Raw genomic sequence first — 25,401 nt, 5'->3', positions numbered from 1 at the left:
CGAGAGGACGAAACCTTGATGACCAAGCTCACCCTGGCCATCGGCGCACTACTCACCCTGACCGGTGTGATCGCCTACGGGATGACTGGCGCGGTCAGCATGACCGCACTGATCCCCAGCTTTGTCGGGGTCCTGCTGGTTGCGGCCGGCGGGCTGGCCAACACGCCGCGAATGCACCGGCATGCGATCCACGGCGCCCTCGCCGTGGCCCTGCTGGGTGTACTCGGCTCACTGATGAACGTGGTCAAGGTCGGCCAGCTGTTCACCGGCGCCGCTGAGCGTCCGGCTGCCATCTGGACCAGCCTGGTGATGTTCCTGCTGCTGGTGATCTACCTGGCCTTCGGCATCAGCTCGTTCATCAGCGCCCGGCGCGCGCGGCAGGCCTGAACCCGGCTCAGAGATCCTCGGGGTCGACGACACTCGGACGGCCCGGCAGCGCCAGCGTCGCACGCCTGGCCGCCCGGCGTCCGAGATGGACGTCGCCGGCGGACGCCGCGGTGAACACCCGGGACGCCCGCGGTTCGCTCTGCAACTCCGACACCAGCTCGGCGACCTTGGCCAGCTGACCACGCAGCGCGTCCAGCTCGTCCTCCAGCGCCAGGATGCGCCGGATGCCTTCGAGGTTGATGCCCTCGCGCTGCGACAGGTGCTGAATGTGCCGCAGCTTGGCGATGTCGCGCAGCGAATACCGCCGGCCGCGGCCCCGCGTCCGTTGCGGGACGACCAGGCCGACCCGGTCGTAACCGCGCAACGTCTGCGGATGCATCTCGGCCAGCTGCGCAGCCACCGAGATCACGAAGATCGGGGCGTCGGAATCGATCCGCTGCGGCAGGAAGCCGGACGAGCTGGCCATCTCAGCCTCCGTACAGCGAGGCGCGCGGATCGGTGTCGTCGCCCATCGCGGCGGCGAAGCTGGCCAGCGCCTCCTTGGCGGTGTCGTTGAGCGCGTTCGGCACCTGCACCTCGACGGTCACCAGCAGGTCGCCGGTGCTGCCGTCGGCCTTGTGGACGCCCTTGCCGCGCACCCGGAAGGTGCGGCCGTTGGGCGTGCCCGGACCGATCTTCAACGTCACCCGCTGACCGGACAGGGTCGGCACCGAGATGTCGGCGCCCAGAGCGGCCTCGGTGAACGTCACCGGCACGGTCAGGGTGAGGTTGTCGCCCTTGCGTCCGAACAGCTTGTGCGGCCGGACGTGCACCAGCACGTACAGGTCGCCGGGTGCGCCGCCGTTCTCACCGGCACCACCCTTGCCCTTGATCCGGATCTTCTGGCCGTCGGTGACACCGGCGGGGATGCGCACCTGCATCGACTTGGTCGACCGGCCACGTCCGGAACCGGCGCACACCGGGCAGGGTTCCTCGACGATCAGGCCGCGGCCACGGCAGTCCTTGCACGGCTCGCTGACGGCGAACACGCCGCCGGAGGTGGAGGTCTGCATGCCGCTGCCCTGGCAGGTCGGGCACACCTTCGGCAGCGTCCCCGACTTCGCCCCGGTGCCCGAACAGGCCGCGCAGGCCTCGTCCGAGACGGTCTGCATGGTGACGGTGACACCGGCGACGGCATCGGTGAAGTCGATGGTCGCCTCACCCTCGATGTCCTGCCCGCGGCGCGGCCCACGGCTGGTGGTGGTCCGCCGGGTCGAGGTGCCGCCGAACAGGTTGCCGAACAGGTCGGAGATGTTGTTGTTGCCCGCTTGGCCGCCGCCGGCGTTGCGGAACAGGTCCTCCATCGACGGCCCCTGGCCGCCGCCGGGGAACCGGAAGCCGCCCCCGCCGAACATCCGCCGCGCCTCGTCGTACTCTTTGCGCTTCTTCGGGTCGGACAGCACCGAGTTGGCCTCGGAGACGTCCTTGAAGCGCTGCTCGGCGGTGGGGTTGTTCTGGTTCTGGTCGGGGTGGTTCTCCCGGGCCAGTTTGCGGAAGGCCTTCTTGATCTCGTCCGGCTTGGCGTCGGAGGAGACGCCGAGGACCTTGTAGTAGTCCTTCTCGAGCCAGTCCTTGGTGCTCATGTCCTGACGCCTCCTTTCGTGTCTACATCGTGCGTGGTCTCGACAAGCTCGACCAACGGTTGTTCCTCATCTGTGGTCTGGACAAGCTCGACCGACGGTGGTTTCGACAAGCTCAACCAGCGGAATGTCATTCCGGTTCGGCGACGCCGACCCGGGCGGGGCGGAGCACCCGGTCGTTCAACCGGACGCCCTTCTGCATCACCGCGGAGACCGTGGTGACCTCGATCCCCTCCATCGGCACCTGCATCAGCGCGTCGTGGACGTTGGGATCGAACTCCTCGCCGACCTCGCCGTAGACGGTCAGGCCGTACTTGGACGCCAGCCGCTCCAGCTCGTCGGCGACCAGCTTGAAACCGCCGGTCAGTTCGTCATGCTCGCGGGCCGCTTCGATGCTGTCCAGCACCGGCAGCAGATCGAGAACGACCGCCTCGATACCGCCCTGCCGGGACAGCGCGCGGTCACGGTCGACCCGCTTCTTGTAGTTCGCGTATTCGGCCTGCAGCCGCTGCAGGTCCTGGGTGCGCTCGGCGGCCAGTTCCTCCAGTTCGGCGATCTTGGCCGCCACGATCGGCTCGTCGACCACCGACTGGGCGGTGCCGGACGCCCCGGCTGCGGAATCGACGGACGTGTCCGGCTCGGGCGCCGTCTCCGGGGCCTCCGGTGCCGACTCAGGGGTCGGCTCAGCTGCGGGCTGCTGCTCGTGCTTGCTCACGGATTCTCCTTTGCGCGGCCGGTCCGCGGGTGCGCTCACCCACGGACCGGCCGACAGCGTCACTTCTTGTCGTTGTCCTCATCATCGACGATTTCGGCGTCCACCACGTCATCGTCGGCCGGGCTGGACGACGCGTCCTCGGCACCCGCGGTGGGAGCCTGGGCCTCGTCGGCCTGCTGCTTGGCCTGCGCGGCGGCGTACATCGCCTGACCCATCGCCGACGCCTTGGTGTTCAGGTCGTCCATGGCGGCCTTGACCGCGTCGTTGTCGTCGCCGGCCAGTGCTTCCTTCAGCTTGGCCAGGGACTCCTCGACCGGAGCCTTCACGTCGTCGGTGATCGACTCGGCGTTGTCGGCGATCAGCTTTTCGGTGCGGAACGCCAGGGCGTCCGCCTCGTTGCGCATCTCGACGGCCTCGCGACGCTTGCGGTCCTCTTCGGCGTGCGACTCGGCGTCCTTGACCATGCGGTCGATGTCGTCCTTGCCCAGCGCCGAACCGCCGGTCACCGTCATGGACTGCTCCTTGCCGGTGGCCAGGTCCTTGGCGTGGACGTGCACGATGCCATTGGCGTCGATGTCGAAGGTGACCTCGATCTGCGGCACGTTGCGCGGCGCCGGCATCAGGCCGGTGAGCTCGAAGTTGCCCAGCGACTTGTTGTCGCGGGCGAAGTCACGCTCGCCCTGGTACACCTGGATCATCACCGACGGCTGGTTGTCCTCAGCGGTGGTGAACACCTCGGACCGCTTGGTCGGAATGGTGGTGTTGCGCTCGATGATCTTGGTCATCACGCCGCCCTTGGTCTCGATGCCGAGGCTCAGCGGGGTGACGTCGAGCAGCAGGACGTCCTTCACCTCACCCTTCAGCACGCCGGCCTGCAGCGCGGCGCCCAGCGCGACGACCTCGTCCGGGTTGACGCTCTTGTTGGGTTCCTTGCCGCCGGTCAGCTCCTTGACCAGGTCGACGACGGCCGGCATCCGGGTGGAGCCGCCGACCAGGATGACGTGGTCGATCTTGCCGACCGAGGTGCTGGCGTCGGAGATGACCGAGTTGAACGGTGCGCGGCAGCGATCCAGCAGGTCCTGGGTCATCCGCTGGAACTCGGCCCGGGTGAGCTTCTCGTCCAGGTGCAGCGGGCCCTCGGCGCCGGCGGTGATGTAGGGCAGGTTGATCGAGGTCTCCTGGGTGGAGGACAGCTCGATCTTGGCGCGCTCGGCGGCTTCCTGCAGACGCTGCCGGGCCATCTTGTCCTTGCTCAGGTCGATGCCGTTGGCGTTCTTGAACTGCTTGACCAGCCAGTCGACGATGCGCTGATCCCAGTCGTCGCCGCCCAGCCGGTTGTCGCCCTTGGTGGCCTTCACCTCGAAGACGCCGTCGGCGATCTCGAGCAGCGACACGTCGAAGGTGCCGCCACCGAGGTCGAAGACCAGCACGGTCTGCTCGGTGTTGCCCTTGTCGAGGCCGTAGGCCAGGGCGGCCGCGGTCGGCTCGTTGATGATCCGGTCGACGGTCAGGCCGGCGATCTCACCGGCCTCCTTGGTGGCCTGCCGCTCGGCGTCGGAGAAGTAGGCGGGAACCGTGATCACCGCGTTGGTGACCGGCTCGCCCAGGTACGCCTCGGCGTCCCTCTTCAGCTTCTGCAGGACGCGGGCGCTGATCTCTTGCGCCGTGTAGTCCTTGTTGTCGATGTCGACGGTCCAGGTGGTGCCCATGTGGCGCTTCACCGAACGAATGGTGCGGTCGACGTTGGTGACCGCCTGACGCTTGGCGACCTCGCCGACCAGCACCTCGCCGCTCTTGGTGAAGGCGACGACCGAGGGGGTCGTGCGGGCGCCCTCGGCGTTGGGGATGACGGTGGGCTCGCCGCCCTCAAGGACGGCGATGACCGAGTTGGTGGTGCCGAGGTCGATGCCTACTGCACGAGCCATTGCGTGTTCCTCCAGTTGTGTGATGTTCTTCTGCCGGCTCCAGCCGGCCACGTTGTTGAGCCTAACACGCTCAATCGTAAAGTTGAGCGCACCTGACTCAACTATGTCTGCGCTGTGAGTATTCCCGGTGTGCGCGATCGGTGGTTGGAAGTTCTTAGACTCATCCCTCGGCTCGGCCGCTTTCCCCGTCCGGCAAGGGAGATCACTCGAATCTGAGGTGTCACGGACGGCCCGCGCGGCGGCGTCCGACTCGAACCGGCGGGGCGGGCATGTCAGATTGGACGTCGGCAAAAGTAGCGACAGCAATCGACGAAGGGGAACCAAGCGTGCCAACCGATCGTTCCGACGATCCCGGCGAGGACACCAGCCTGTGGGGCGAGGAGACCGAGGCCGACGGCAGCTGGATCTTCCAGCCCCAGAGCGAGGCCGACGCAGGGCTCGCCTACCGGGGTGAACTTCGACCCTCGGACGCCGAGCCGGCAGACGACGACCCCTCGGACGGCGAGCCGGCAGACGACGAGACGCCGGAGGTGCCGGCGGAATCGGCTGCAACGGCTGGAGCAGTGTCGACCCCAACAGAATCCGCAGCAACACCGACCGGAGCGCCGTCGACCCCAGCAGACTCGGCGGCGACGTCAGCAGAATCGGCGGCGACGTCAGCCGGGGCGACAAGAGAGGCGGGAGCATCGGCCACCCCAGCGGGACCATCGGTCGCCGCGGGACGTCCGCCGGCGACATCTGTGTCGGCTCCGGCCCCGTCCCCGAGCACCGCTTCAGCCACATCGCCCAAGACTTCGCCTCCTCCCCCATCGGCCCCGCGACCTCCCGCGGCGTCTCCGCGGGCCGCCTCCGCGGCTTCGACTTCGCCCGCGGCTTCGACTTCGCCCCCCGCTTCGGCGCGCACCGGTTCGACTTCGCCCGCGGGCTCGACCAGCGCCGCGGCCTCACCTCGTGCCGCGGCCTCACCGGGTAGCGCGGCGTCCGGGAAGGGTTCCGAGCCTCCACCGCCGGCCCCTCCGGCAGGCCCGGACGCTCCGGGCCAGCGGCCCTCCGGTGAGGGCTCGGTCGGACGGGCGATCGCGCTGGGCACGATGATCGGGGTCATCGTGCTGTTCCTGGCCTGGTTCTTCCTGGTCCGGCAATCCGCGGACCCGAGCCGGGCCGTCCCGATCCGGAGCACACCCACTCTGACCACCCCGACCCCGACCCCCTCGGCGACGCCTTCCCCGACCCCCACCCGCACCACGAAGAAACCGAAGCCCACCAAGACGGCGACCAAGACCGCGACACCGACCCCCACCCCGACGCCGACTCCGACACCGACCCCCACCCCGACCGACGGCCTGAACGACGGCGCCAACCGGTTGGGCTGGACGTTCCTCATCGACGGACTGGGACCGGTCAAGCTCGGTCTCGACTGGGCGGACGCCGTGGAACTCGGCGTGCTGCAACAGGCGCCGACCGCCTGCAGTTCGCAGTCGCCCACCGACCTGCTGGGCGATGTGAAGGTGTACGCCTCGGGCGGCCGGGTCAGTGCGATCGACATCCGCAACCCGGCGTTCCCCAGCAGCCGCGGCGTCCGGGTGGGTACCCCGTTGGCGAACCTGCAGGCGATCTACGGCGACGCGCTGAAGCAGACCGTGATGACCGAGGGCAATATGACGGTCAACCAGTGGGCGTTGACCTCACCCAACCAGTACATCGCCTACATCGTGGACGGCAGCGGCACGGTGACCCGGATCGCCATCGGCTACCGGGGTGCCGACGACTCGATCACCCTGCCGCCGCCCTGCTGACCGTCTCGCCCAGCAGCGGCACCACGGCGTCCAGTACCGGGAAGGAATGCCACAGCGGGTGTCCGAAACCGGCCACCTCGACGGTGAGTCCGGCGTCCGGGGCGAGGGCGTGCAGCGCCCGGAACGAGTCCCGGCGGCACAGGTCGCTCCGTTCACCACGCACCAGGTTGACGATCTGTGACCCGTCCAGCGGCAGATCGCCGGGCAGGTGCGGTTGAGCCAGCACCTGGGCGATGGCGACCAGGTCGACCGGGCCGTACCGCACCCACGGTTCGCGCAGTTGTCGGCGTCGTGCCCGCATCACCCAGTCGTGGGCGTGGTTGGTGGCGTAGCTCGCCGGCTGCCGCAGCACGTCGGAGAGATTGTGCAGTTCGAGGGTGAGCAGGTTGCGCGACAAGGTGGCGACCGGTTCGATCAGCGTCATCGAGCCGACCTCGGCGAGTTGTTGCCACCGCCGCAGCGCCGGTACCGCCAGTGAGCACCCGGTCGAGTAGCCGATCAGATCGACCCGTTCGGGCAGCGGCCAACCGACGGCTTCGAGTGCGGCCAGTTGGTAGTCGACCATCAGGTCGGTCCAGGCTTCGATCTCGCCGCGCAGCATGCTCTTGCGGATCTTGCCGGGCAGGCTGTCACCGAACCGGCTCATTCCGGGGATCTCGGTCAGCAGCACCGGCTCACCGAAGGACGCCGCCAGCATGCGGCATTTGGCGATCTCCCACGGGCCGAGCGGGGTGTTGAAGCCCGGAAAGTAGACCAGCAGCCGTGACGCCTCCGGGCCCACCACCAGGGCTTCCAGCGGCGCCTGGCGGTCATCGAGCCGGGCCACGAACTGCAGTGCCCGTCCGGACGGCTCGGCCAGCTCCCGCGCGGTGTCGACTGTCAGGGTGACCAGGCCGCGCATGTGTCGATCGTAGTGCGCGGCACAGGGTCCATTGGGCTCCGCGGAGCCCGGACCGGTCCGCTTCCTCTGTGCTCCCGGTTGCCGGTTTCCGGCAAGTCCCGCCGGACGACCCGTCTCGCCATCGGCGCGTCCTCCGTCCAGCTTGCGACATAAGCGCCACACTGGGCGCGTGCATCATCAGCGAGCTCTCGTACGGCGCCCTTCGCCTCGTCTGACCGAAGGACTGCTGACCCATATCGAACCCCAGCCGATCGACGTCGACCGGGCCATCCAGCAGTGGGAGGGCTATCGGGCGACCCTGGAAGCCAACGGCTGGGAGACCATTGAGGCCCCACCCGCCGAGGACTGCCCCGACAGCGTCTTCATCGAGGACACCATGGTCGCCTACGCCGACGTCGCGGTGATCGCGAACCCCGGCGCGTCCGAGCGGCGTGCCGAGATTCCCGGTGCCGAGTTGGCCGTCCGCAGCCTGGGCTACAAGATCGCCCGGATCACCAGCCCCGGCACCCTGGACGGCGGTGACGTGCTGAAGCACGACCGCACCGTCTGGGTGGGGGTCGGCGACCGCACCAACTCTGAGGGCGCCCGCCAGCTGGCCGCCGCACTGGAGCCGCTGGGCGCCCAGGTCATCGAGGTGCCGATCACCAAGGTGCTGCACCTGAAGTCGGCGGTCACCGCGCTGCCGGACGGCACCGTGCTGGGTCATCCGTCGTTCGTCGACGATCCGACCGTGTTCGAGAAGTATCTCGAGGTGCCCGAGCCGGACGGCGCCCACGTGGTGCTGCTCAACGAGAACCGGCTGCTGATCTCGGCGTCCGCACCCAAGACGGCCGAACTGCTGGCCGCCCGCGGGTACACCCCGGTGCCGGTCGACATCAGCGAGTTCGAGAAGCTCGAGGGTTGCGTGACCTGCCTGTCGGTGCGGCTGCGCGGACTCCCCTCCTGAACCGGTCGGCAGCGAGGGCGAAGTCGTGATCCAGGCGGTCATCTTCGACCTGGACGGCACCCTGATCGACACCGAACCGGTGTGGGAGTCGGTGCGCCGCGAGTTGGCCGCGCAGGACGGCATCGAATGGCCGGAGTCGGCGAGCCGGGCGATGATGGGCATGAGCACCCGGGAATGGTCCAGCTACATGTCGGACGTCGTGGGCATCGGCCCCACCGCGGAGATCGCCGCTCGGCGGACCATCGACGGACTGATCGAACGCTACGACCGCGACCTGCCGGTGCTGCCCGGAGCCCGCGAGGTGGTGCGCCGGCTGGCCGAGCACTGGCCGCTGGCGGTCGCCTCGTCCTCGCCGCGCGATCTGATCGAGCACGCCCTGCAGGCGCTCGGCGTCCGTGACCTGATCGCCGTCGCCCGCTCCACCGAGGAGGGCACGGCCCGCGGCAAGCCTCACCCTGACGCCTTCCTCTGGGTCGCCTCCCAGCTGGACGCCGACCCGGCCCGCACGGTCGTCATCGAGGATTCCGCCAGCGGCATCCAGGCCGGCCTGAACGCCGGCATGCCGGTGATCGCCGTCCCGCGTCCGTTCCTGACTCCACCCGAAGACGTCCTGGCCAGGGCGTCCGCCGTCCTCGAGCACCTGGACAACCTCACCGTCGACCTGGTGCGCGACCTCGCCCCCACCGGTTGATCCTGTCGAACCCATCCCGACCAACGATCCCGACCCCGTCATCCCGGCGGACGCCGGGATCTCACGACCACCCAACCGCACCATTAGGGTGAACGGGTGATCACCGCTCTGTGGGACATCGACGGCACCTTGGTGGAGAGCCCCAAGGGGCGCTCCGACCTGTTCACCGAAGCCGTGGAGGCGTTGGGCGTCGAGCCGGTCAGCCCGTCCGGCCCGCGGGACGGCTTCACCGACCGTCGGCTGGCCGAGGCGCACCTGGCGGCGGCCGGACTGGCGACGTCCCGGGTGGAGGAATACCTGGAGGTGCTCGACCGGTTGTCCGCCGAGTTCTACGAGCACACCCCGCGCGACCCCGTCCCGGGCGCCCACGAGGCGTTGGCGCTGACCAAGAAGCTCGGCTGGCGCAACGGCCTGCTGACCGGCAACACGCCGCTGCGCGCCCGGACCAAGCTGCGCACCTCCGGATTCGACCTGGACGCCATCGACTGGAACTGCTTCGCCTCCGGCGCTTACGTCAGCGATCGCGCCGAACTCGGCCTCCAGGCCCGAGTCATCGCCGGCGACGGTCCGTTGATCGTGCTCGGCGACACCGCCCAGGACGCCCTGGCCGCCGAAGCCGCGCAGGCGTCCTTCGTCGCGGTCAACACCGACCCCGCCGTCCTGGCGACCATCGCCGACCGGTCCGTCCTCGCCGTCAGTTCCCTCGCCTCCCGCGAGTTTCTCGACTTCGCCCATTCCCTGCGCGGCTGACCGGTCTGCGGTACGAGGGGACGGTTCTTTTCGTCCCACAACCGGTACGAAGGGACGGTTCTTTTCGTCCCACGGACGCCGTTCGACACGAGGGCGCCCAGACCAGACGCGTTGACCCGCGCACCTAGCCCATAGATGGCGGTGGTCCACTAGGGTGTCTGATGCGTGACGCTGGCCCGGTTCGACAGCGGGCCAACGACCTCGTCGAGGAGGCCAGATGCTGAAGTCGGTGCTGCTGGGCCTGTCCCGCGCCCCGTTGATGGAGCGGCTCGTGGTCGGTTTCCCGTTGACCCGACGGGTCGTCCAGCGGTTCGTGGCGGGCGAGACGACCGACGACTGCCTGCGGGTGGTGCGGGCGCTGTTGGCGAGCAACCTGATGGCCACCGTCGACTTCCTGGGTGAGGACACCGTCACCGTCACCCAGGCCGACCGGGTTACCGACACCTATGTCGAACTGCTGAACCGGCTCGCCGCCGAAGGGCTGGCCGACCGGGTCGAGGTGTCCATCAAGCTCTCCGCGCTGGGTTCACTGCTCAAGGACGGCTACGAACTGGCCCTCGACAACGCCCGGGTCATCTGTGCGACCGCCGAGCGCGCCGGTACCACCGTGACGGTCGATATGGAGGACCACACCTCCACCGACGCCACCCTGCGTACGGTCCGGACGCTGCGCGCCGACTACCCGTGGGTGGCCGCCGTGCTGCAGGCGATGCTGTTCCGCACCAGCACCGACTGCGCCGAACACACCGGCCAGGGGGCGCGGGTGCGGCTGTGCAAGGGCGCCTACGCCGAGCCGTCCGAGGTCGCGCACCGTTCGAAGAGCGCCATCGACCGCAACTACAAGCGGTGTGCCACGATCCTGCTGGAGGGCGCCGGACGTCCGTTGTTCGCCACCCATGACGACGCGATGATCGAGCACGTCAGGTCGGTGGCCAACCGGGTCGACCGGAGCCAGTCGTCCTACGAGTTGCAGATGCTGCTCGGCATCCGCTCCGAGGAGCAGCGCCGGCTGGCCGGCCTCGGCCACCAGGTGCGGGTCTACGTACCGTTCGGCACCGATTGGTACGCCTACTTCATGCGCCGGCTGGCCGAGCGCCCCGCGAACCTGATGTTCCTGATGCGCGCCCTGGTGGAGCGCCCGAGCAAGAAGCAGGTCCGGTCCGGCTTCTGAAGCCAGCGTTGGTCGAGCTTGTCGAGACACCTTGCGAGCCGAGCGAAAAGCACCGAAGCTCACTCTGCGGAGGCGGTCACCCGATCCAGGGCGTCGGCGAGATCGGCCAGCAGGTCGTCGATCTGCTCAATGCCGACGCTGAGCCGGATCATGCCTGGCGTGATGCCGGCGGCGAGTTGAACATCGGGCGGCATCGAGGCGTGGGTCATCGTCCCGGGGTGCGACACCAGCGACTCGGTGCCGCCCAGCGACTCGGCCGGACAGAAGAGGGTCAGGCCCTCCATGAAGGTCTTGGCGGCGCCCAGGCCGCCGTGCAGTTCGAAGGTGACGATGCCGCCGAACAACTGCTGCTGCCGGGCGGCCAGCTCATGACCGGGATGCCCCGGCAGGCTCGGGTGATGGACGGCGGCCACCGCGGAGTGCCGTCCGAGCAGGTCGATGACCGCGGCGGCGTTGCTCTCGTGGACGGCCATCCGGGCGTGCAGCGTCCGGACGCCGCGCAGCGCCAGGTAGGAGTCGAACGCTCCGCCGGTGACGCCGAGACAGTTCGCCCACCAGGCCAGGTTCTCCACCTGTTCCGCGTCACCGCCGACGATCGCGCCGGCCACCACGTCGGAATGTCCGGCGAGGTACTTGGTGGCCGAATGCACCACCAGGTCGGCGCCCAGCGCGAGCGGCTGCTGCCCCAGGGGCGTGCAGAACGTGTTGTCGACGACCACGGTCGCGCCCACCTCGTGGCCCTGATCGGCCAGGGTGGCGATGTCGCTGATCCGCAGCAACGGATTGGACGGCGACTCCACCCACAGCACGGTCGGCTTCCGCGTCCGGATGACCTCGGCGGCCACCGCCGGGTCGGTCAGGTCGGCGAGTACCAACTCGAAGCTGCCCTTGCGAGCCAACGCGTCGAACAGTCGCCAGCTGCCGCCGTAGCAATCGTGCGGCGCAACGAGCACGTCACCGGGCTTGAGCAGCGCGGTGATCACCGTGGTGATCGCCCCCATGCCGCTGGCGGTGACCACGCCGCCGGCGCCGCCCTCTAGTCCGGCGATGGCCTCGGCGATCGCGCTGCGGGTCGGATTGCCCCGCCGGGCGTAGTCGAACGGACGCGGCACCCCGAACTCGGCGAACGTGTAGGTGGTGCTCAGATAGATCGGCGGCACGACGGCACCGTGGGTCAGATCGGTGTCGATCCCGGCCCGCACCGCGCGGGTGATCGGCGATGGTTCGGTCATGACCTTCCTCTCGCCAGGCGGCACCGCAACCTCCGGCCCCTCCCCCGCGCTCGCCTAACTATTTACTGCTCGCTGAACTCGGCGAGCGGCAAATAGTTAGGCGAGCGCGGGGTTGGCGGCTCGGCAGGCTGACAATACCGGGTGCCGATCACCGGCTCGTGCGGAGGCGTCCAGCACGTGGGAGCCGGGCCGACCCCAGTGGGCCGTCCACGGGTCGAGCCAGCAGGGCCGCATGCTGAGCCGGGCCGCCTGAGACGAGATGGGAGTTCCTCGAATCGCTTTCCCGCCCTCCGGCCGGGAGGTACCTTCCCGTTATGAGGATCGAAGACATCGTCCGAAGCAAGGGCGCCGGAGTCATCACCGTCGAACCCACCGCGACGGTGGAGGAGTTGGTCGCACTGCTCGGCGAACACCGGATCGGCGCTGTCGTGGTCTCCTCCGACGGCGTCCACGTGGCAGGCATCGTCAGTGAGCGCGACGTCGTCCGCAAGCTCGGCAGCCTCGGCGCGTCCGTCCTGGCCGTGCCGGTCAGCGAGATCATGACCACCTCGGTGCACACCTGCACACCCAACGACACGTTGGAAGAGACCGCGCACACCATGACCTATCAGCGCATCCGTCACCTACCGGTGGTGGTCGACGGCGAACTGCGCGGGGTGATCTCCATCGGCGACGTCGTCAAGCACCGCATTGATCAGCTGTTGGACGAACGCAACCACCTGCTGGGCTACCTGCACGCCTGATGCCGGACGACACCTCCAGCTCGGACGCGCCCGCTCAGGATCCGCCAGCGGTACTCGCCGCGCGATCGCTCGGGCTCGACGTCGGGGTGACTCGGCATGGTCCGGTGCGCTCGTTGGCTGAGGCCGCCGCGGCACGTGGCATCGAGCCGCGCGACATCGTCAAGACGATGGTGGTCCGGCGGGGCCCGGACGATTACCTGTTCGTGCTGGTCCCCGGCGACGCCGTGATCGCCTGGCCGAAGTTGCGGGCCCTGCTGGACGTCTCACGGCTCTCGATGCCGGACGCCGACACCGCCCGCGAGGTCACCGGCTACGGACGGGGCACGATCACCCCGTTCGGCGCCCGCACTGCCCTGCCGGTCATCGCCGACGCCTCGATCACCGGACGCCGGGTGTCGATGGGCAGCGGCGCCCATGGTGTCGCCCTGAGCGTTGACGCCGATGAGATGATCCGTGCCCTGGGTGCGACCGTCGCCGACATCGCCTAGCCCGCAGCGCCAGTCGAGTTCCTCCGAACAGCCGCTGGTCGAACTTGTCGAGACCCAGTCCACCCCCGTCCGTCGAGACCTCTGAGCACCGCAGACGCCCACCCCAAGGGGTGATTGGGCACACCCATCCCCCGACCTAGCCTGGCCACACGTGCAACCGCACCGCAGCACACCCCGCATCACAAAGGAGGACGCATGGGTATCGGCGACAAGATCCAGAACAAGGCTCAAGAGGTCGGCGGCAAGGTCAAAGAGGCCGTCGGTGACGCCACTGACAACGAGCGTCTCCAAGCCGAGGGCGTGGCCGATCAGGCCGGCGCCAAGGCCAAGCAGGCCGGTGAAGCCGTCAAGGACGGGTTCAAGGACGCCGCAAACAAGGCAGGCGATGCCGCCGACAAGGCTCAGCACTGAGCCGTTGCTCGCTCCCTGACTCAGCAAGAACACTCGCGCGACGGCGCCGCCACCCCCCCGGCGGCGCCGTCCGCATGTGGCACGCGACACAAGGCGGGGGCGGTCTCGCGGTCAATGAATAGGGTTCATCCATGGAACGCGCGGTGATTCGGGTCGACGGCTACGTGCAGGGTGTCGGGTTCCGCTGGTGGGTGATGGGGCTGGGACGCGAACTCGGCCTGACCGGCTACGCGGAGAATCTGGTGGACGGCCGGGTCGAGGTGCATGCCCAGGGCTCGACCGAGGCGCTGGGCACCCTGATCCGGGCGCTGATCGAGCAACCCACCCGTCGCGGACGGCCCGGACGCGTCACCGACCACACCATCGACTGGACGACCCCCGATCCTTCTCTGCGCGGCTTCTCCGTCCGCTGAGCGGCCGCCGTCCGACATAGGGTCGCCGCATGAACAAGGTGCTGGTCACCGGCGGGGTGCGCTCGGGCAAGTCGCGCTACGCCGAGTCCTTGCTCGCCGAGGTCGGCGAGGTGACCTATCTCACCCCCGGCTACCCGGCCGATCCGGCGTCCGACCCGGAGTGGGCGGCCCGCGTCCGGAACCATCAGCAGCGCCGCCCTGAGCATTGGCGGACGGTCGAAACCGTCGACCTCGCCGCGGCTCTCACCACCAGCACGTCACCGGTGCTGATCGACTGCCTCGGCACCTGGCTCACCCGCTCGATCGACACCTGGGGCACCTGGGACCAGCCGTTCGACGACTGGCATCACCTCTTCGACACCGCCGTGCAGGACCTGCTCGACGCCTGGCGCGACCACCCACACCCGATCGTCGCGGTCACCAACGAGGTGGGTTGGGGCGTTGTCCCTGCCCACCCGTCCGGACGCCTCTTCGCCGACCTCCTCGGCCGCACCAACCAACAACTCGCAACAGTCAGCGACGACGTCGTCCTGATGGTCGCCGGACGCCCCCTGCACCTCTGACCGGGGTCCATTTCCTTCCCGATTCAGCGCTTCTCGCACATCCGGGGACGGTTCTTCCACGTTCGAAATTCGCATCCAGGGGGACGGACCTTGGTCGCAGCGAGAACCCGTCTCAGACGCACCTTGGAACGCGGGGACGGTTCTTTTCGTCCCACCCGAACGCGGAAAGTGGGACGAAAAGAACCGTCCCTCCGTCCCACTCAGGCTGCAGCCAGCACCACCAGGACGCCGGTCGCGGCGAGTTCGATCGCGGCACCCAGGACGTCGCCGGTGATCCCGCCGAGGCGTTGACCGGACCGGCGCACCAAGTACGCCGCGAAAGCGGCTCCGACTAGGGCGGCGAGCAGACCCTGCCACCACGGTGCACCCATCAGCCAGCTCACCAGCACCAGCAAGCCGGCCAGGACCAGCCAGACAACGCCGGCGACGGGCGCCGGCACACTGGACGCGAACACGGCGCCGAGCCCGTCCTTGCGGGCCGCCGTCACGCCACGACGAGCAGCGATCACCAGGGCACCGCGTCCGGCACACAACCCAAGTGCGACCGCCAGCCAACCCCACGGACGCCCCAGCAGCACCGCCACGGACGCCACCTGCAGGCCGAGCACCACGATCAGGGTGACCACACCCATCGGCCCGATATCGCCGCGACGCATGATCTCCAACGCCCGCACAGCCGGACGTCCCGAGCCGAGACCGTCCGCGGTGTCCGCCAGGCCGTCGAGATGAATCGCCCGGGTCAGCCAGGCGACAAGCCCGACCACCAGCAGCGCGGAGACCACCCCGGGCAGCACCAACGACAAGCCCCAGCCGACCAGGGCGGCAAGCATCGACACCGGCACGAAAGCCGGCGCGGCCAGGACGGCGGCCACCCCGGCCGTCCCGCGATCGACCCGGCTGGGAGGCGGCACCCGCAGGATCGTCAGCGTGCCCACCGCGAGCCGCCAGCCGTCCCTCACCCGCGTGCGCACCCTTCCATCATTCCAGCGATCCCACCGACTACCCTCGGCACTCACAGGAAACCCACAGCGGGCGCCTAGCCCCGCCTCACAGGAGGCTGACAGATTGAACACATGACGACCAGCACCCGCGGTGGCAACGAACCACTGACCAGGCCGGACGGCACCCCGATCCGGGTCCTCACGGTGGACGACGAGTCCAGCCTGACCGAACTGCTCAGCATGGCGATGCGGTACGAGGGGTGGGAGGTGGCGACGGCCGGCTCGGGCCTGGATGCCGTCAAGGTGGCCCGCGAGGTGCGTCCGGATGCCATCGTGCTCGACATGATGCTGCCCGACTTCGACGGTCTCGAGGTGATGCGCCGGGTCCGCACCGAGCAGCCCGATGTGCCGGTCATCTTCCTGACCGCCAAGGACGCGGTCGACGACCGGATCGGCGGCCTCACCGCCGGCGGTGACGACTACGTCACCAAGCCGTTCTCGCTGGAAGAGTTGATCGCCCGGTTGCGCGGGTTGCTGCGCCGCACGGGCGCCACCACGCTGCACCCCGGCTCTCAGCTGGTGGTCGGCGACCTGGTGCTCGACGAGGACTCCCACGAGGTCACCCGGGCCGGCGACGAGATTCAGCTCACCGCCACCGAGTTCGAGCTGCTGCGCTACCTGATGCGCAATCCGCGCCGGGTGCTGAGCAAGCCGCAGATCCTCGACCGGGTCTGGAACTACGACTTCGGCGGCCAAGCCAACGTGGTCGAGTTGTACATCTCCTACCTGCGCAAGAAGATCGACGCCAACCGGGCGCCGATGATCCACACCCTGCGCGGCTCCGGCTACGTGCTCAAACCGGCGGCGGAATGAGCACTCCTCCCGTGGCGCCTCCCCCGTCGGCGCCCCTGCCGCAGGCCTCCGTCCCCTCGCAGCCGGAGGCTCCGCAGCCGGCCTCCGCCGTCCGACCGCTCGCCAAGGGCACTCTCGGACGGCGGCTGGTCGTGCGGGTCGCGGCACTGGTCGCGATCGTGGCGATCGGGCTGAGCACGGTGGTGGCCCTCGGCGTCTACAACATCCAGGTCGGTCAGGTGGATTCCCGTCTCGACCGTGCCGTCACACGTCAGGTCGGGCCCAGCAACGGCGGTCCGGGTCCGGGCGGCCAGGAGATCGGCACGATCATCGCGGAGGAGTCAGGCGGCACCATTCAGGGCGTGATCCTGGTCGATCGCGCCAGCAACTTCGGCCCCCGTTTCACCTCACTGTCGGTGGAGGCCCGCGACCTGCTCGGGACGCTCAACCTGAACCCCGGGGACAGGGCCACGATTCAGCTCGCCGACTACGGGCTCTACCGATTGACCGCCGGTGCTGACGACACCCGGACGGTGATCGTGGGCATCCCGCTGGCCCAGGTGACCAGCGCGATGACCTCGCTGGTCATCTTCGAGGCGCTGCTCACCGGTGCGGTGATCGTGATCGCCGTGGTGGCCGCGCGTGGCGTGGTGGTCCGCAGCCTGGCCCCGCTGAATCGGCTCGCGGGCACCGCGACGACGGTGTCGAACCTGCCGTTGGAGACCGGCGAGGTGGAGGGCATCGTCCGGGTGAGCCCGGCCGACACCGACCCGGTCAGCGAGGTCGGACGGGTCGGCTTGGCGTTCAACCATATGCTCGACAACGTCGAGGGTGCGCTGGCGGCCCGGCACGCCTCGGAGATGAAGCTGCGGCAGTTCGTCGCGGACGCCTCGCACGAGTTGCGCAATCCCCTGGCTGCGATCCGCGGCTATGCCGAGCTGACCCGTCGCGAACGGGCCGACATGTCGCCGGCGATGGCACACGCGATGACCCGGATCGAGTCCGAATCGGACCGGATGAGCACCCTGGTGGAGGATCTGCTGCTGCTCGCCCGGCTGGATTCGGGACCGGCTCTCGACCTGAAGCCGACCGACCTCACCGAGATCGTGCTCAACGCCACCAGCGACGCCCGCGTCGCCGGCCCCGACCATCGCTGGTCGCTGTCGCTGCCTGATGAGCCGGTCGTCGCGCTGGCCGACCGTTACCGGCTGCATCAGGTGCTCGCCAACCTGCTGGGCAACGCACGGACGCACACCCCGCCCGGCACCCAGGTGGAGACCGCGGTGGCGGTGGACGGCCGGACGGCGGTGATCACGGTCACCGACAACGGACCGGGAGTGCCGTCAGAGCTTCAGGCGTCCGTCTTTGAGCGCTTCACCCGGGCGGAGGTCAGCCGCGCACGCAAGCAGGGCGGCTCGTCCACCGGTCTGGGTCTGGCGATCGTGGCGGCCGTGGTCGCCGCGCACCACGGGACGGCGTCCGTCGACTCACGCCCTGGCCACACGGTCTTCACCATCCGCATCCCAGTGGCTCCGTAGCCCCACCACCCCCGCGATCGAGCCTGCGGAGGCCCTCGCGGCACCGCTGGTCGAGCCTGTCGAGACCTTCACCTCCGGCCCGCCGCAAACCGGTACGCAGGGACGGTTCTTTTCGGTCCACTCGAACCCAGCATCAGGTGCCACTTGAGGGTTGGCGCACGCGAATCACCTAGTCAGGGCGCACTCATCAGGCCATCCGTCGATGCGGGGTCGAGACTTAAGCTGGCTCTGAGCTACTTCTCAGGGTTTGAATACCTGGCCATGACTCACCCCTCTGCCCGGATCCGCATCGGACTCCTCGCGATCGCCCTCACCGCCGCCGGTCTCGCGACAGCCACCGTGGGCGCCGACGACAGCGAAGCAGCCGTCGACTACGAGGCGTACATCGCCAAGGCGGCCAAGGCCGCGACGGCGTCCAAGAAGAAATACGGCGTGCCGCGTGCGGTGACGATCGCGCAGTCGATTCTTGAATCGGGCTGGGGTTTGTCGGGGCTCAGCGCCAAGTATCGGAACTACTTCGGCATCAAATGCAGCGCCGCGGTCAGCCCGTACCAGAAGGGGTGCGTGTCACTCGCCTCGTACGAGTACATCAAGGGCAAGAAGAAGAAATACGTCAGCAAGTTCCGCACCTACTCCTCAATGGAGAAGTCTTTCCTCGACCACGGACGGCTGCTCAACTACGCCGACCGGTACAACCCAGCATTCAAATACACCAACGATCCGGACAAGTTCATCAAGGCGGTGCACAAGGCCGGCTACGCGACCGACCCCAACTACTCGACGCTGGTGATCAACACCATGAAGCGTTGGAACCTGTACCGGTTCGACGTCAGCAAGCCGAAAGCCAAGCCCAAACCCAAGAAGCCGGCCCCGAAACCCAAGAAGCCGAAGACCGACCCCAACAAGGCCCTGATCAGTTCACTGGCACCGCTGGCGCAGCGCAATCAGGCGACCACCAGGGTGCCGGCCTCGGTGACGATCGCCCAGGGCCTGTACCACTCCGACTCGGGCAAGAGCACGGTGACGAAGAAGGCCAAGAACTACTTCGGAATCCTGTGCGGCGGAGCCAAGAGCAAAGTCTCGAAGAGCTGCCTCAAGGTGAACGGAACCAAATACCGGAAGTACAAGTCGATGAGCGACTCGGTCACCGACCAGGGTGCGGTGCTGTCGACCGGACGCTACAAGTCGGCGATGAAGACAACCAGCCCCAAAGCGTTCCTGAACGCGATCGCGAAGGCAGGCTGGTCGTCCAAGAAGTCGTACGCCGACAGCGTGTACAAACTGATCACCAAGTACGGACTGACCAAATACGACCTGCACATCACCCTCACCCTCAAGAAGGGCGATCGCGGGGCGAAGATCACAGCGCTGCAGAATCTGCTGATCAAGGCCGGCCACAAGGTGAAGACCACCGGCTACTTCGGCACCGACACGGTGTCAGCGGTGAAGGCGTACCAGAAGAAGCGGAAGCTGACAGCAACCGGCAAAGCCGATCCGCTCACCCTGACCCGGCTCGCTCCCGACGTCCGGAAGGGCGCCAAGGGCAACCAGGTCGCGGCCGTGCACAACATACTCGAGGCCCGTCGCTACAAAGTCGACGGTGGCACCAAATTCGGCGCCAAGACGGACAAGGCGGTCAGGACCCTGCAGAAGAAGTACAAGTTGCCGCAAACCGGCATCGTCTCCGTGCGCACCTGGGGTGAGTTGTTCGGCTGACAAGCCAAATCGACGGCCCGACTAGTCGAAGCCCGACCACCGTTGGCTGGCTCTGTCGAAACCACCGTTGGTCGAGCTTGTCGAGACCCCGATCTCGGCCAACCCGCGACCGCCGCCGACTCAGCCCGACCACCGTCATCCCGGCGAAGGCCAGGATCTCCCACCGCGCCAATGGTCAGCTCAGCGGATGCGCCTTCAGCCACTCCCCCACCGCAGCCGGGACGCCCTCGTTCACCGATCGCTTGCGGATCTCGATGATTGCCGCATTGTCCAACGCCCCATGCAACTGCTGAACGACATCAAGCACAGTGTCATCACCAGCGAGGTCGAGACGCAGCAGCGCGAGTTGGGGATCGGCGGTGGTCATGGATTTCGGGTCGTCGACCGGCTTCACCGCGGCGTCCGTGCTCTGCGGTTCGGTGCCGTCGAACACTCCGATGGTGCCCCCCTTCACCAGCGCGAGCCGCCGATCGGCCCCCGCCACCGTGGTGACGGACGGCTTCACTTGATAGATCGCCGCCAGACCGGCCTCGCCGTCGGGCGCCTTGCGCCACCGCTCGGGCGCGACGACCTTGGTCTTCTTGGTCAGGTCGAGCAGTGAGACGTTCGACTTGGCCGCAACGTATCGCCAGGCCCGGTCAACCTTGGACGGCTGCAGCACCGCGACCTCCCCGTCCAGGGCGGTGGCGAGGTCGGAGACCAGGGTTTGCGGGTCGGACGAGTCGACCTGCAGCGACTGGGCTGCCGACCAAGCGAACGTCGGCACGACGTCCAGTTCGTTGGCCATCAGCCGGCTCACCTGGCCGTTGACGTCGTCAGCGACCTCGACGACCTGGGCTGCTCTGCCTTTCCCCGAGAGTGCCTGCACATACAGTTCGGCCAGCACCTGAACGGTCGGATCGGACGTGGCACCGACGCGCACCGCCGGCACGCCCTGAGATCCCGGCGTCTCGGACGTGGTCGCCGGCGCCTGCCGCGCACACGCCGCGAGCGTCAGCAGCACAGCGAACAGAAGAACCCCGAGTCGCCTCATTGCGCCCACTTTGCCACCAGGCGCGGCGGCGATCGGTCAGCGCCACGCGTCCGCGATCACCGCTACGCACCGGCGGATCTGCTCGAAGGCCACCGCATAGTCGGCGTCCTGCCGTCGATAGGGGTCAGCGATGTCGAGGTCGGCGCCCCGACCGGCGACGGCAGACCGCTGGGCCGCGGCGGCGGTGATCAGCGGGATCAGCTCGGCTCGCCCGGACGGCGGGTGCGCCAGGTGCGGAGCGGCCGCCACGATCTCGGCGAACTCCGCGAGGGTGAAGGTTCGCCGCACCGCGGCCGGCACCAGCTCAACCACCCGTGAGCGGAGTTCCCGGGTCATGGTGAGAATGAGGTCGGACTGACGCAGCAGTGGTTCGTCCACCTGTCGAGCGGCACCGTCGTGGGCGACGCCGACCGCGTCCAGCCGGGACGCCATCGGCGGATACACCGGCTGCCCCACTAGGGCGTGGGTGCCCGCGCTGGTCGACTCCACCCGGTCACCCAGCTCGTGTTGGAGCAGGAATTCCGAGACGGGCGATCGGCAGATATTGCCGACACACACGCTGAGTACCCGGAGCCGATCATTCTCGGTTTCGCTAGTCACAGGAGAGATCATGCCGCATCTCTGGGGAGGGAGATCGTGCTGCATCTCTGACGGCGGGTCGGGCGCGGCAGAGTGTGGATTGTGTTAACACGGGTCTTTGGCGCTAGAATCTGACGGCCGCTAACCCCCCGTAGCGGAACACCCCCCAAGGAGCACGCCAAGAATGGAACTGCGCGACTATGTAGCCGTGCTGCGCAAATACTGGGTCAGCATCGTCGCAATCACACTGATCGGGCTTGTCGGCGCGACAATGGTCACGCTACTTTCACCGCCGACTTACACCGCTCGAAGCGCGGTCTTCCTCGCCGTTCGCGGTGGCGACTCCGCCTCGGAACTGGCACAGGGCGCCACCTACGCCACCAATCAGGTGCGCTCCTACGCGCAGGTTGCAACCACCCCAACCGTGCTGCAGCCGGTCATCACGAAACTCCAGCTCGACATCACTCCGGCGAAACTGGCCGATTCGGTGAGCGCATCCATCCCAACCAATACCGCACTCATCGAGATTGCGGTGGTCGATGGTGACCCTGAGTTGGGCGCTCGCATCGCGCAGGCCACCAGCGAGCAGTTGGTTACTACGGTCGAGCAACTGTCGCCTGCTGACTCGAACGGTAAGCGCGCGGTAGTCGCCACCATCGTGACTCCGGCCACCATCCCCTTGGAAAAGACTACTCCTCGCACCGTGCTGAACCTTGCGGTCGGACTCCTTTCCGGCCTCGCCCTTGGATTCGGGCAGTCTGTCCTACGCAACACGCTCGACCGCTCGATCCGCACCGAAGATGATGTGGTCCGCGCCACAGATCACTCAGTGATTGCGAAAGTCCCCTTCGATCCGGACGCCGCTGAGCACCCACTGGTCATGTTCACCGATCCGCATTCCCTGCGTGCAGAGGCCTATCGGAAACTGCGCACGAATCTGCAGTTCCTCCAGGTCGCCAACGGGACAGAGAGCAATTCGTTTGTCGTCACCTCGTCAATTGCTGGCGAAGGGAAGTCGACCACGTCGATCAATCTCGCCAGCACCCTCGCCGAGGGTGGCAAGAAGGTACTCCTGATCGACGCCGACCTGCGCCGCTCCACGGTAGCTAAGTACCTCAACATCGAAGGATCGGTGGGGTTAACCACCGTGCTGATCGGGAGGGCCGCCCTCGAGGATGTGGTGCAGCCGATCGGAAGCGGGGGTTTCCATGTCGTTGCCGCGGGAGAAATTCCGCCCAATCCGGCCGAGTTGCTGGCCTCCGACGCGATGAGGCGGCTGCTGGCAGAGGTGACCGCGGTGTATGACATCGTCGTTATAGACGCTGCTCCGCTATTGCCGGTCACCGATGCCGCGATCCTCTCCACTATGACCGGCGGGGCGTTGATCGTTGCGGGGAGCGGTGTGGTGACCGTGCCCGAGTTGGAGGACTCGGTGGCCACCCTCGACCAGGTGAACGGCACCACGCTCGGCATCGTCCTGAACAAGGCAAAGGTGGGGAACGGCGACGGCTACTACTACCACTACAAACACGAATCCGCGGCGAAGGGTGCCCCTCACCACGATCGGTTACATCGCAGCACGCGCCCCACAAAGGTGCCGGCTGGCAACAATGCATGATGGAGTGAGCACGCGAGCATTCCGTTCGGCCGGTCCACTGAAATCACAGGCTCCCAGCCCATCCGATTAGCCCGCGCGCTGACCAAGCTCATCGCGTCCTTCACCCGGTCAACTAGGGTGAGGTACGTCCCTTTCACCCACCCACCCCAGGGGACTCCACTTTGCGTTTGCTCATCACCGGCGGAGCCGGTTTCATCGGTTCCAATCTCGCCCGGCTCGCCATGGCCCACGGCCATCGGGTCGTCGTCATCGATGACCTCTCGACCGGCTACCAGGAAAACTTGCAGGGACTCGACCTGCGCTTCCTTCCCGGCTCGATCCTCGACGGTGACCTCTTGGCCGACGCCATGGACGGAGTCGATTCCGTGGTGCACCTGGCCGCACTGGGCAGTGTGCCGCGCAGTATCAGCGACCCGGTGGCCACCCATGCCGCGAATGCCACCGGAACGCTGGCAGTCCTCGAAGCAGCCCGTGCGCGCGGGGTCTCCCACGTGGTGGCGGCATCGTCGTCATCGGTATACGGCCTCAACCCCGCACTGCCGAAGAGCGAGCGGGAATGGGTTCGCCCGATGAGCCCGTATGCGGTCTCCAAGCTCGCCACCGAACAGTATCCGCTGGCATACCAGCAGTCATTCGGCATGAAGAGCCTGGCTTTTCGCTTCTTCAACGTCTACGGGCCGCGGCAGCGCGCGGGCCATGTCTACGCGGCGGTGATTCCGACCTTCATCGACGCACTGATGCGGGGAGAGCCATTGCCGGTCAACGGAGACGGCGGCCATTCCCGCGACTTCACCTTCGTGGGGACGGTCTGCCGCGTGCTGCTCGATGCCAGCGAACGACGACTCTCCCACCCGGAACCGGTCAACCTCGCCTTCGGCACCAACACCACCCTGCTCGAGTTGATCGCCGAACTCGAGGCGGCGTCCGGCATGACTGCGCAGGTCGTGCACCGACAACCACGCCCGGGTGACGTCAAGCATTCCCAAGCGGACAACACCGTTCTTCGCTCGCTCTTCCCGGCGGTGGTGCCGATCGGCCTCGAGCAGGGACTGGCCGAGACCGTCGCATGGTTCAAGGAGCTCTGATGAGGAAGAATCTCGTTGTCATCGGACAGGGATACGTCGGTCTCCCCATGGCGCTCCGGGCCGCCGAGAAGGGCTTCTCGGTGGTCGGCCTGGACAGCAACTCCGCGGTCGTCGAGCAGTTGAACGCCGGCGTCTCGCACATCGACGACGTCGCGGACGCCGAGCTGGAGGCGGGTCTCCGCGGTGGCTATGCCGCGTCGAGCGATCCTCGCTGCATCGCGTCGGCGGACGTCGTGGTCGTCTGCGTGCCCACGCCGCTGAGCAGCGACGGCGGCCCCGACCTGCGGCCCGTGGCCAGCGCCGCCCAGGCGATCGGTAAGCACGTGGCGTCCGGTGCGCTGGTGATCCTGGAGTCGACGACCTATCCGGGCACCACGGAGGAGGTCTTCGCCCCGCTCGTTGTCGCCGGTGGGCTTAGGGTGGGCACCGACGTGCACATCGCCTTCTCTCCGGAGCGGATCGATCCCGGGAACGTCGAGTTCGGCATCAAGAACACCCCGAAGGTCGTCGGCGGGCTGACACCGGCGTGCACCCGGGCGGCGCGCGACTTCTACGCGGCATTCGTCGATACCGTGATCGAGGCCAAGGGTGCCAAGGAGGCGGAGCTGGCCAAGCTGATCGAGAACACCTTCCGGCACGTCAACATCGCGCTGGTCAACGAGATGGTGCGGTTCTCGCACCAGCTGGGAATCGACCTCTGGGATGCCATCGATTGCGCGGCCACCAAGCCCTTCGGATACATGGCCTTCCGCCCCGGACCTGGGGTGGGCGGACACTGCATCCCGGTCGACCCGTCCTACCTGAGCCATCGCGTCAAGGCCCAGCTGGGCTACGCCTTCCGGATGGTCGAGCTCGCCGAGGAGATCAACACCGCTGCCCCGCTCTACGTGGCGAACCGAATCTGGCAGGCGCTCAACGAGCGTCGCATCGCCGTGAACGGCGCACGGGTTCTCCTCCTCGGGGTGACCTACAAGGCCAACATCTCCGACCGTCGCGAAAGCCCCGCCGATCCGCTGGCGAAACAGCTGCTGGAATGGGGCGCCGAGGTCTCTTATCACGATCCGTTCGTGCCGGAGTGGGAGATCAAGGCGAGCAACGGCGTCCGACTCCGAAGCCTGCCGGACGCCGTGGCAGCGGCGAAGGAAGCGCAGATCGTGGTGCTGCTGCAGGCCCACTCGTGCTACGACCTGGAGGACTTGCCCGACCGCAGCCCGATCTTCCTCGACACCCGCGGGGCCAGCAAGAATCCGCGCACCGTCCGGCTCTAGATCGACCGCACACCAGCCGC

General features: G+C 67.8%; 27 protein-coding genes. 17 read left to right on the top strand and 10 right to left on the bottom strand.

From position 1 onward, the window contains the following. The first annotated feature begins 18 nt into the window (after positions 1-18). Positions 19-387: a hypothetical protein gene (locus QM624_RS00620; protein ID WP_415088136.1), complete on the top strand. Its 369-nt coding sequence runs from the start codon at positions 19-21 to the stop codon at positions 385-387. Positions 388-394: 7 nt separating this feature from the next. Here the strand turns inward: QM624_RS00620 and QM624_RS00615 are convergent, their stop codons facing one another. The 5 genes from QM624_RS00615 to QM624_RS00595 all read right to left on the bottom strand — a co-directional run bounded on the left by QM624_RS00615 (position 395) and on the right by QM624_RS00595 (position 5,751). Beyond that, positions 395-853: a heat shock protein transcriptional repressor HspR gene (locus QM624_RS00615; RefSeq protein ID WP_415088135.1), complete on the bottom strand. Its 459-nt coding sequence runs from the start codon at positions 851-853 to the stop codon at positions 395-397. Between the two features lies 1 nt (position 854). Continuing rightward, positions 855-2,009 (bottom strand): molecular chaperone DnaJ, encoded by a 1,155-nt coding sequence (gene dnaJ, locus QM624_RS00610; protein WP_415088133.1) that lies wholly within the window; start codon positions 2,007-2,009, stop codon positions 855-857. A gap of 127 nt (positions 2,010-2,136) precedes the next feature. Further along, positions 2,137-2,721: a nucleotide exchange factor GrpE gene (locus QM624_RS00605; RefSeq protein WP_415088132.1), complete on the bottom strand. Its 585-nt coding sequence runs from the start codon at positions 2,719-2,721 to the stop codon at positions 2,137-2,139. A 59-nt stretch (positions 2,722-2,780) separates the two neighbouring features. Further along, positions 2,781-4,646 carry a molecular chaperone DnaK gene (gene dnaK / locus QM624_RS00600; protein WP_415088130.1) on the bottom strand — a complete coding sequence of 622 codons (1,866 nt, stop codon included), beginning with the start codon at positions 4,644-4,646 and terminating at the stop codon, positions 2,781-2,783. A gap of 442 nt (positions 4,647-5,088) precedes the next feature. After that, on the bottom strand, positions 5,089-5,751 hold the full coding sequence (locus QM624_RS00595; protein ID WP_415088129.1) for a hypothetical protein: 663 nt from the start codon (positions 5,749-5,751) through the stop codon (positions 5,089-5,091). Between QM624_RS00595 and QM624_RS00590 the strand changes: the two genes are divergently transcribed. Further along, a complete protein-coding gene (locus QM624_RS00590; protein WP_415088128.1) occupies positions 5,738-6,442 on the top strand; it encodes a hypothetical protein in 705 nt (234 codons plus the stop codon). The two genes, QM624_RS00595 and QM624_RS00590, sit on opposite strands and share 14 nt — an antisense overlap. Here QM624_RS00590 and QM624_RS00585 read toward each other — a convergent pair. Then, positions 6,420-7,343 carry an alpha/beta fold hydrolase gene (locus QM624_RS00585; RefSeq protein WP_415088127.1) on the bottom strand — a complete coding sequence of 308 codons (924 nt, stop codon included), beginning with the start codon at positions 7,341-7,343 and terminating at the stop codon, positions 6,420-6,422. The two genes, QM624_RS00590 and QM624_RS00585, sit on opposite strands and share 23 nt — an antisense overlap. A 169-nt stretch (positions 7,344-7,512) precedes the next feature. Between QM624_RS00585 and ddaH the strand changes: the two genes are divergently transcribed. The 4 genes from ddaH (at position 7,513) to QM624_RS00565 (ending at position 10,901) form a co-directional block, all read left to right on the top strand. Further along, positions 7,513-8,289: a dimethylargininase gene (gene ddaH, locus QM624_RS00580; RefSeq protein WP_415088126.1), complete on the top strand. Its 777-nt coding sequence runs from the start codon at positions 7,513-7,515 to the stop codon at positions 8,287-8,289. A 25-nt stretch (positions 8,290-8,314) separates the two neighbouring features. Further along, on the top strand, positions 8,315-8,980 hold the full coding sequence (locus QM624_RS00575; RefSeq protein WP_415088124.1) for an HAD family hydrolase: 666 nt from the start codon (positions 8,315-8,317) through the stop codon (positions 8,978-8,980). Between the two features lie 96 nt (positions 8,981-9,076). After that, positions 9,077-9,730: an HAD family hydrolase gene (locus QM624_RS00570; protein WP_415088122.1), complete on the top strand. Its 654-nt coding sequence runs from the start codon at positions 9,077-9,079 to the stop codon at positions 9,728-9,730. A 217-nt stretch (positions 9,731-9,947) separates the two neighbouring features. Next, positions 9,948-10,901 carry a proline dehydrogenase family protein gene (locus QM624_RS00565; RefSeq protein ID WP_415088121.1) on the top strand — a complete coding sequence of 318 codons (954 nt, stop codon included), beginning with the start codon at positions 9,948-9,950 and terminating at the stop codon, positions 10,899-10,901. Between the two features lie 59 nt (positions 10,902-10,960). Here QM624_RS00565 and metB read toward each other — a convergent pair whose 3' ends face one another. Then, positions 10,961-12,133, bottom strand: coding sequence for a cystathionine gamma-synthase (gene metB / locus QM624_RS00560; RefSeq protein WP_415088120.1), 1,173 nt, complete (start codon positions 12,131-12,133; stop codon positions 10,961-10,963). Between the two features lie 314 nt (positions 12,134-12,447). On the opposite strand from metB, the gene QM624_RS00555 reads away from it, so the two are divergent. The 5 genes from QM624_RS00555 (at position 12,448) to cobU (ending at position 14,751) form a co-directional block, all read left to right on the top strand. Further along, positions 12,448-12,876, top strand: a complete 429-nt coding sequence (locus tag QM624_RS00555) for a CBS domain-containing protein (protein ID WP_415088119.1) — start codon at positions 12,448-12,450, stop codon at positions 12,874-12,876. Then, positions 12,876-13,364 carry an aminoacyl-tRNA deacylase gene (locus QM624_RS00550; protein ID WP_415088118.1) on the top strand — a complete coding sequence of 163 codons (489 nt, stop codon included), beginning with the start codon at positions 12,876-12,878 and terminating at the stop codon, positions 13,362-13,364. Before QM624_RS00555 ends, QM624_RS00550 begins: the two co-directional genes overlap by 1 nt. A gap of 195 nt (positions 13,365-13,559) precedes the next feature. Next, positions 13,560-13,775 (top strand): CsbD family protein, encoded by a 216-nt coding sequence (locus QM624_RS00545; protein ID WP_415088117.1) that lies wholly within the window; start codon positions 13,560-13,562, stop codon positions 13,773-13,775. 131 nt (positions 13,776-13,906) lie between these two features. After that, positions 13,907-14,188: an acylphosphatase gene (locus QM624_RS00540; RefSeq protein ID WP_415088116.1), complete on the top strand. Its 282-nt coding sequence runs from the start codon at positions 13,907-13,909 to the stop codon at positions 14,186-14,188. A 29-nt stretch (positions 14,189-14,217) separates the two neighbouring features. Beyond that, positions 14,218-14,751: a bifunctional adenosylcobinamide kinase/adenosylcobinamide-phosphate guanylyltransferase gene (gene cobU / locus QM624_RS00535; protein ID WP_415088115.1), complete on the top strand. Its 534-nt coding sequence runs from the start codon at positions 14,218-14,220 to the stop codon at positions 14,749-14,751. Between the two features lie 200 nt (positions 14,752-14,951). Here the strand turns inward: cobU and QM624_RS00530 are convergent, their stop codons facing one another. After that, entirely contained in the window at positions 14,952-15,722 is a 771-nt protein-coding gene (locus QM624_RS00530; RefSeq protein ID WP_415088114.1) for an adenosylcobinamide-GDP ribazoletransferase, read from the bottom strand. Between the two features lie 102 nt (positions 15,723-15,824). Between QM624_RS00530 and QM624_RS00525 the strand changes: the two genes are divergently transcribed. From QM624_RS00525 to QM624_RS00515, 3 genes are all read left to right on the top strand, one after another. Further along, positions 15,825-16,565 (top strand): response regulator transcription factor, encoded by a 741-nt coding sequence (locus QM624_RS00525; RefSeq protein ID WP_415088113.1) that lies wholly within the window; start codon positions 15,825-15,827, stop codon positions 16,563-16,565. Further along, positions 16,562-18,082, top strand: coding sequence for a sensor histidine kinase (locus QM624_RS00520; protein ID WP_415088112.1), 1,521 nt, complete (start codon positions 16,562-16,564; stop codon positions 18,080-18,082). The genes QM624_RS00525 and QM624_RS00520 overlap by 4 nt, the downstream gene beginning before the upstream one ends. A 261-nt stretch (positions 18,083-18,343) precedes the next feature. After that, entirely contained in the window at positions 18,344-19,798 is a 1,455-nt protein-coding gene (locus QM624_RS00515; RefSeq protein ID WP_415088110.1) for a glucosaminidase domain-containing protein, read from the top strand. Between the two features lie 175 nt (positions 19,799-19,973). On the opposite strand, the gene QM624_RS00510 is transcribed toward QM624_RS00515, so the two are convergent. Together QM624_RS00510 and QM624_RS00505 are read right to left on the bottom strand one after the other, a co-directional pair. Continuing rightward, positions 19,974-20,831, bottom strand: coding sequence for a glycine betaine ABC transporter substrate-binding protein (locus tag QM624_RS00510; RefSeq protein WP_415088109.1), 858 nt, complete (start codon positions 20,829-20,831; stop codon positions 19,974-19,976). A 36-nt stretch (positions 20,832-20,867) separates the two neighbouring features. Beyond that, entirely contained in the window at positions 20,868-21,443 is a 576-nt protein-coding gene (locus QM624_RS00505) for a hypothetical protein (protein ID WP_415088108.1), read from the bottom strand. Positions 21,444-21,594: 151 nt separating this feature from the next. Between QM624_RS00505 and QM624_RS00500 the strand changes: the two genes are divergently transcribed. From QM624_RS00500 to QM624_RS00490, 3 genes are all read left to right on the top strand, one after another. Next, the gene (locus tag QM624_RS00500) at positions 21,595-23,028 is read left to right on the top strand and encodes a polysaccharide biosynthesis tyrosine autokinase (RefSeq protein WP_415088107.1); all 1,434 of its coding nucleotides are present in this window, start codon (positions 21,595-21,597) and stop codon (positions 23,026-23,028) included. A 167-nt stretch (positions 23,029-23,195) separates the two neighbouring features. Beyond that, complete coding sequence (locus QM624_RS00495; protein WP_415088106.1) at positions 23,196-24,113, top strand: NAD-dependent epimerase/dehydratase family protein; 918 nt, start codon at positions 23,196-23,198, stop codon at positions 24,111-24,113. Beyond that, the gene (locus tag QM624_RS00490; protein WP_415088105.1) at positions 24,113-25,381 is read left to right on the top strand and encodes a nucleotide sugar dehydrogenase; all 1,269 of its coding nucleotides are present in this window, start codon (positions 24,113-24,115) and stop codon (positions 25,379-25,381) included. The genes QM624_RS00495 and QM624_RS00490 overlap by 1 nt, the downstream gene beginning before the upstream one ends. Positions 25,382-25,401 lie beyond the last annotated feature (20 nt).

The sequence above is a fragment of the Micropruina sp. genome (assembly GCF_047606365.1).
Taxonomy (GTDB): domain Bacteria; phylum Actinomycetota; class Actinomycetes; order Propionibacteriales; family Propionibacteriaceae; genus Micropruina.
The sequence above is the reverse complement of the archived record's forward strand: the minus strand, read 5'-3'. Positions and strand labels throughout refer to the sequence as shown.

What these genes read in the sequence shown, in the direction of transcription:
- metB (WP_415088120.1), bottom strand. Translation starts at nt 12,133, where the DNA reads ATGACCGAACCATCGCCGATCACCCGCGCGGTGCGGGCCGGGATCGAC.
- QM624_RS00520 (WP_415088112.1), top strand. Translation starts at nt 16,562, where the DNA reads ATGAGCACTCCTCCCGTGGCGCCTCCCCCGTCGGCGCCCCTGCCGCAG.
- dnaK (WP_415088130.1), bottom strand. Translation starts at nt 4,646, where the DNA reads ATGGCTCGTGCAGTAGGCATCGACCTCGGCACCACCAACTCGGTCATC.
- QM624_RS00500 (WP_415088107.1), top strand. Translation starts at nt 21,595, where the DNA reads ATGGAACTGCGCGACTATGTAGCCGTGCTGCGCAAATACTGGGTCAGC.
- QM624_RS00615 (WP_415088135.1), bottom strand. Translation starts at nt 853, where the DNA reads ATGGCCAGCTCGTCCGGCTTCCTGCCGCAGCGGATCGATTCCGACGCC.
- QM624_RS00555 (WP_415088119.1), top strand. Translation starts at nt 12,448, where the DNA reads ATGAGGATCGAAGACATCGTCCGAAGCAAGGGCGCCGGAGTCATCACC.
- QM624_RS00585 (WP_415088127.1), bottom strand. Translation starts at nt 7,343, where the DNA reads ATGCGCGGCCTGGTCACCCTGACAGTCGACACCGCGCGGGAGCTGGCC.
- QM624_RS00620 (WP_415088136.1), top strand. Translation starts at nt 19, where the DNA reads ATGACCAAGCTCACCCTGGCCATCGGCGCACTACTCACCCTGACCGGT.
- QM624_RS00565 (WP_415088121.1), top strand. Translation starts at nt 9,948, where the DNA reads ATGCTGAAGTCGGTGCTGCTGGGCCTGTCCCGCGCCCCGTTGATGGAG.
- QM624_RS00515 (WP_415088110.1), top strand. Translation starts at nt 18,344, where the DNA reads ATGACTCACCCCTCTGCCCGGATCCGCATCGGACTCCTCGCGATCGCC.
- QM624_RS00595 (WP_415088129.1), bottom strand. Translation starts at nt 5,751, where the DNA reads ATGACCCCGATCATCGTGCCCAGCGCGATCGCCCGTCCGACCGAGCCC.
- dnaJ (WP_415088133.1), bottom strand. Translation starts at nt 2,009, where the DNA reads ATGAGCACCAAGGACTGGCTCGAGAAGGACTACTACAAGGTCCTCGGC.
- QM624_RS00540 (WP_415088116.1), top strand. Translation starts at nt 13,907, where the DNA reads ATGGAACGCGCGGTGATTCGGGTCGACGGCTACGTGCAGGGTGTCGGG.
- QM624_RS00590 (WP_415088128.1), top strand. Translation starts at nt 5,738, where the DNA reads ATGATCGGGGTCATCGTGCTGTTCCTGGCCTGGTTCTTCCTGGTCCGG.
- QM624_RS00505 (WP_415088108.1), bottom strand. Translation starts at nt 21,443, where the DNA reads ATGATCTCTCCTGTGACTAGCGAAACCGAGAATGATCGGCTCCGGGTA.
- QM624_RS00490 (WP_415088105.1), top strand. Translation starts at nt 24,113, where the DNA reads ATGAGGAAGAATCTCGTTGTCATCGGACAGGGATACGTCGGTCTCCCC.
- QM624_RS00510 (WP_415088109.1), bottom strand. Translation starts at nt 20,831, where the DNA reads ATGAGGCGACTCGGGGTTCTTCTGTTCGCTGTGCTGCTGACGCTCGCG.
- QM624_RS00545 (WP_415088117.1), top strand. Translation starts at nt 13,560, where the DNA reads ATGGGTATCGGCGACAAGATCCAGAACAAGGCTCAAGAGGTCGGCGGC.
- QM624_RS00550 (WP_415088118.1), top strand. Translation starts at nt 12,876, where the DNA reads ATGCCGGACGACACCTCCAGCTCGGACGCGCCCGCTCAGGATCCGCCA.
- cobU (WP_415088115.1), top strand. Translation starts at nt 14,218, where the DNA reads ATGAACAAGGTGCTGGTCACCGGCGGGGTGCGCTCGGGCAAGTCGCGC.
- QM624_RS00525 (WP_415088113.1), top strand. Translation starts at nt 15,825, where the DNA reads ATGACGACCAGCACCCGCGGTGGCAACGAACCACTGACCAGGCCGGAC.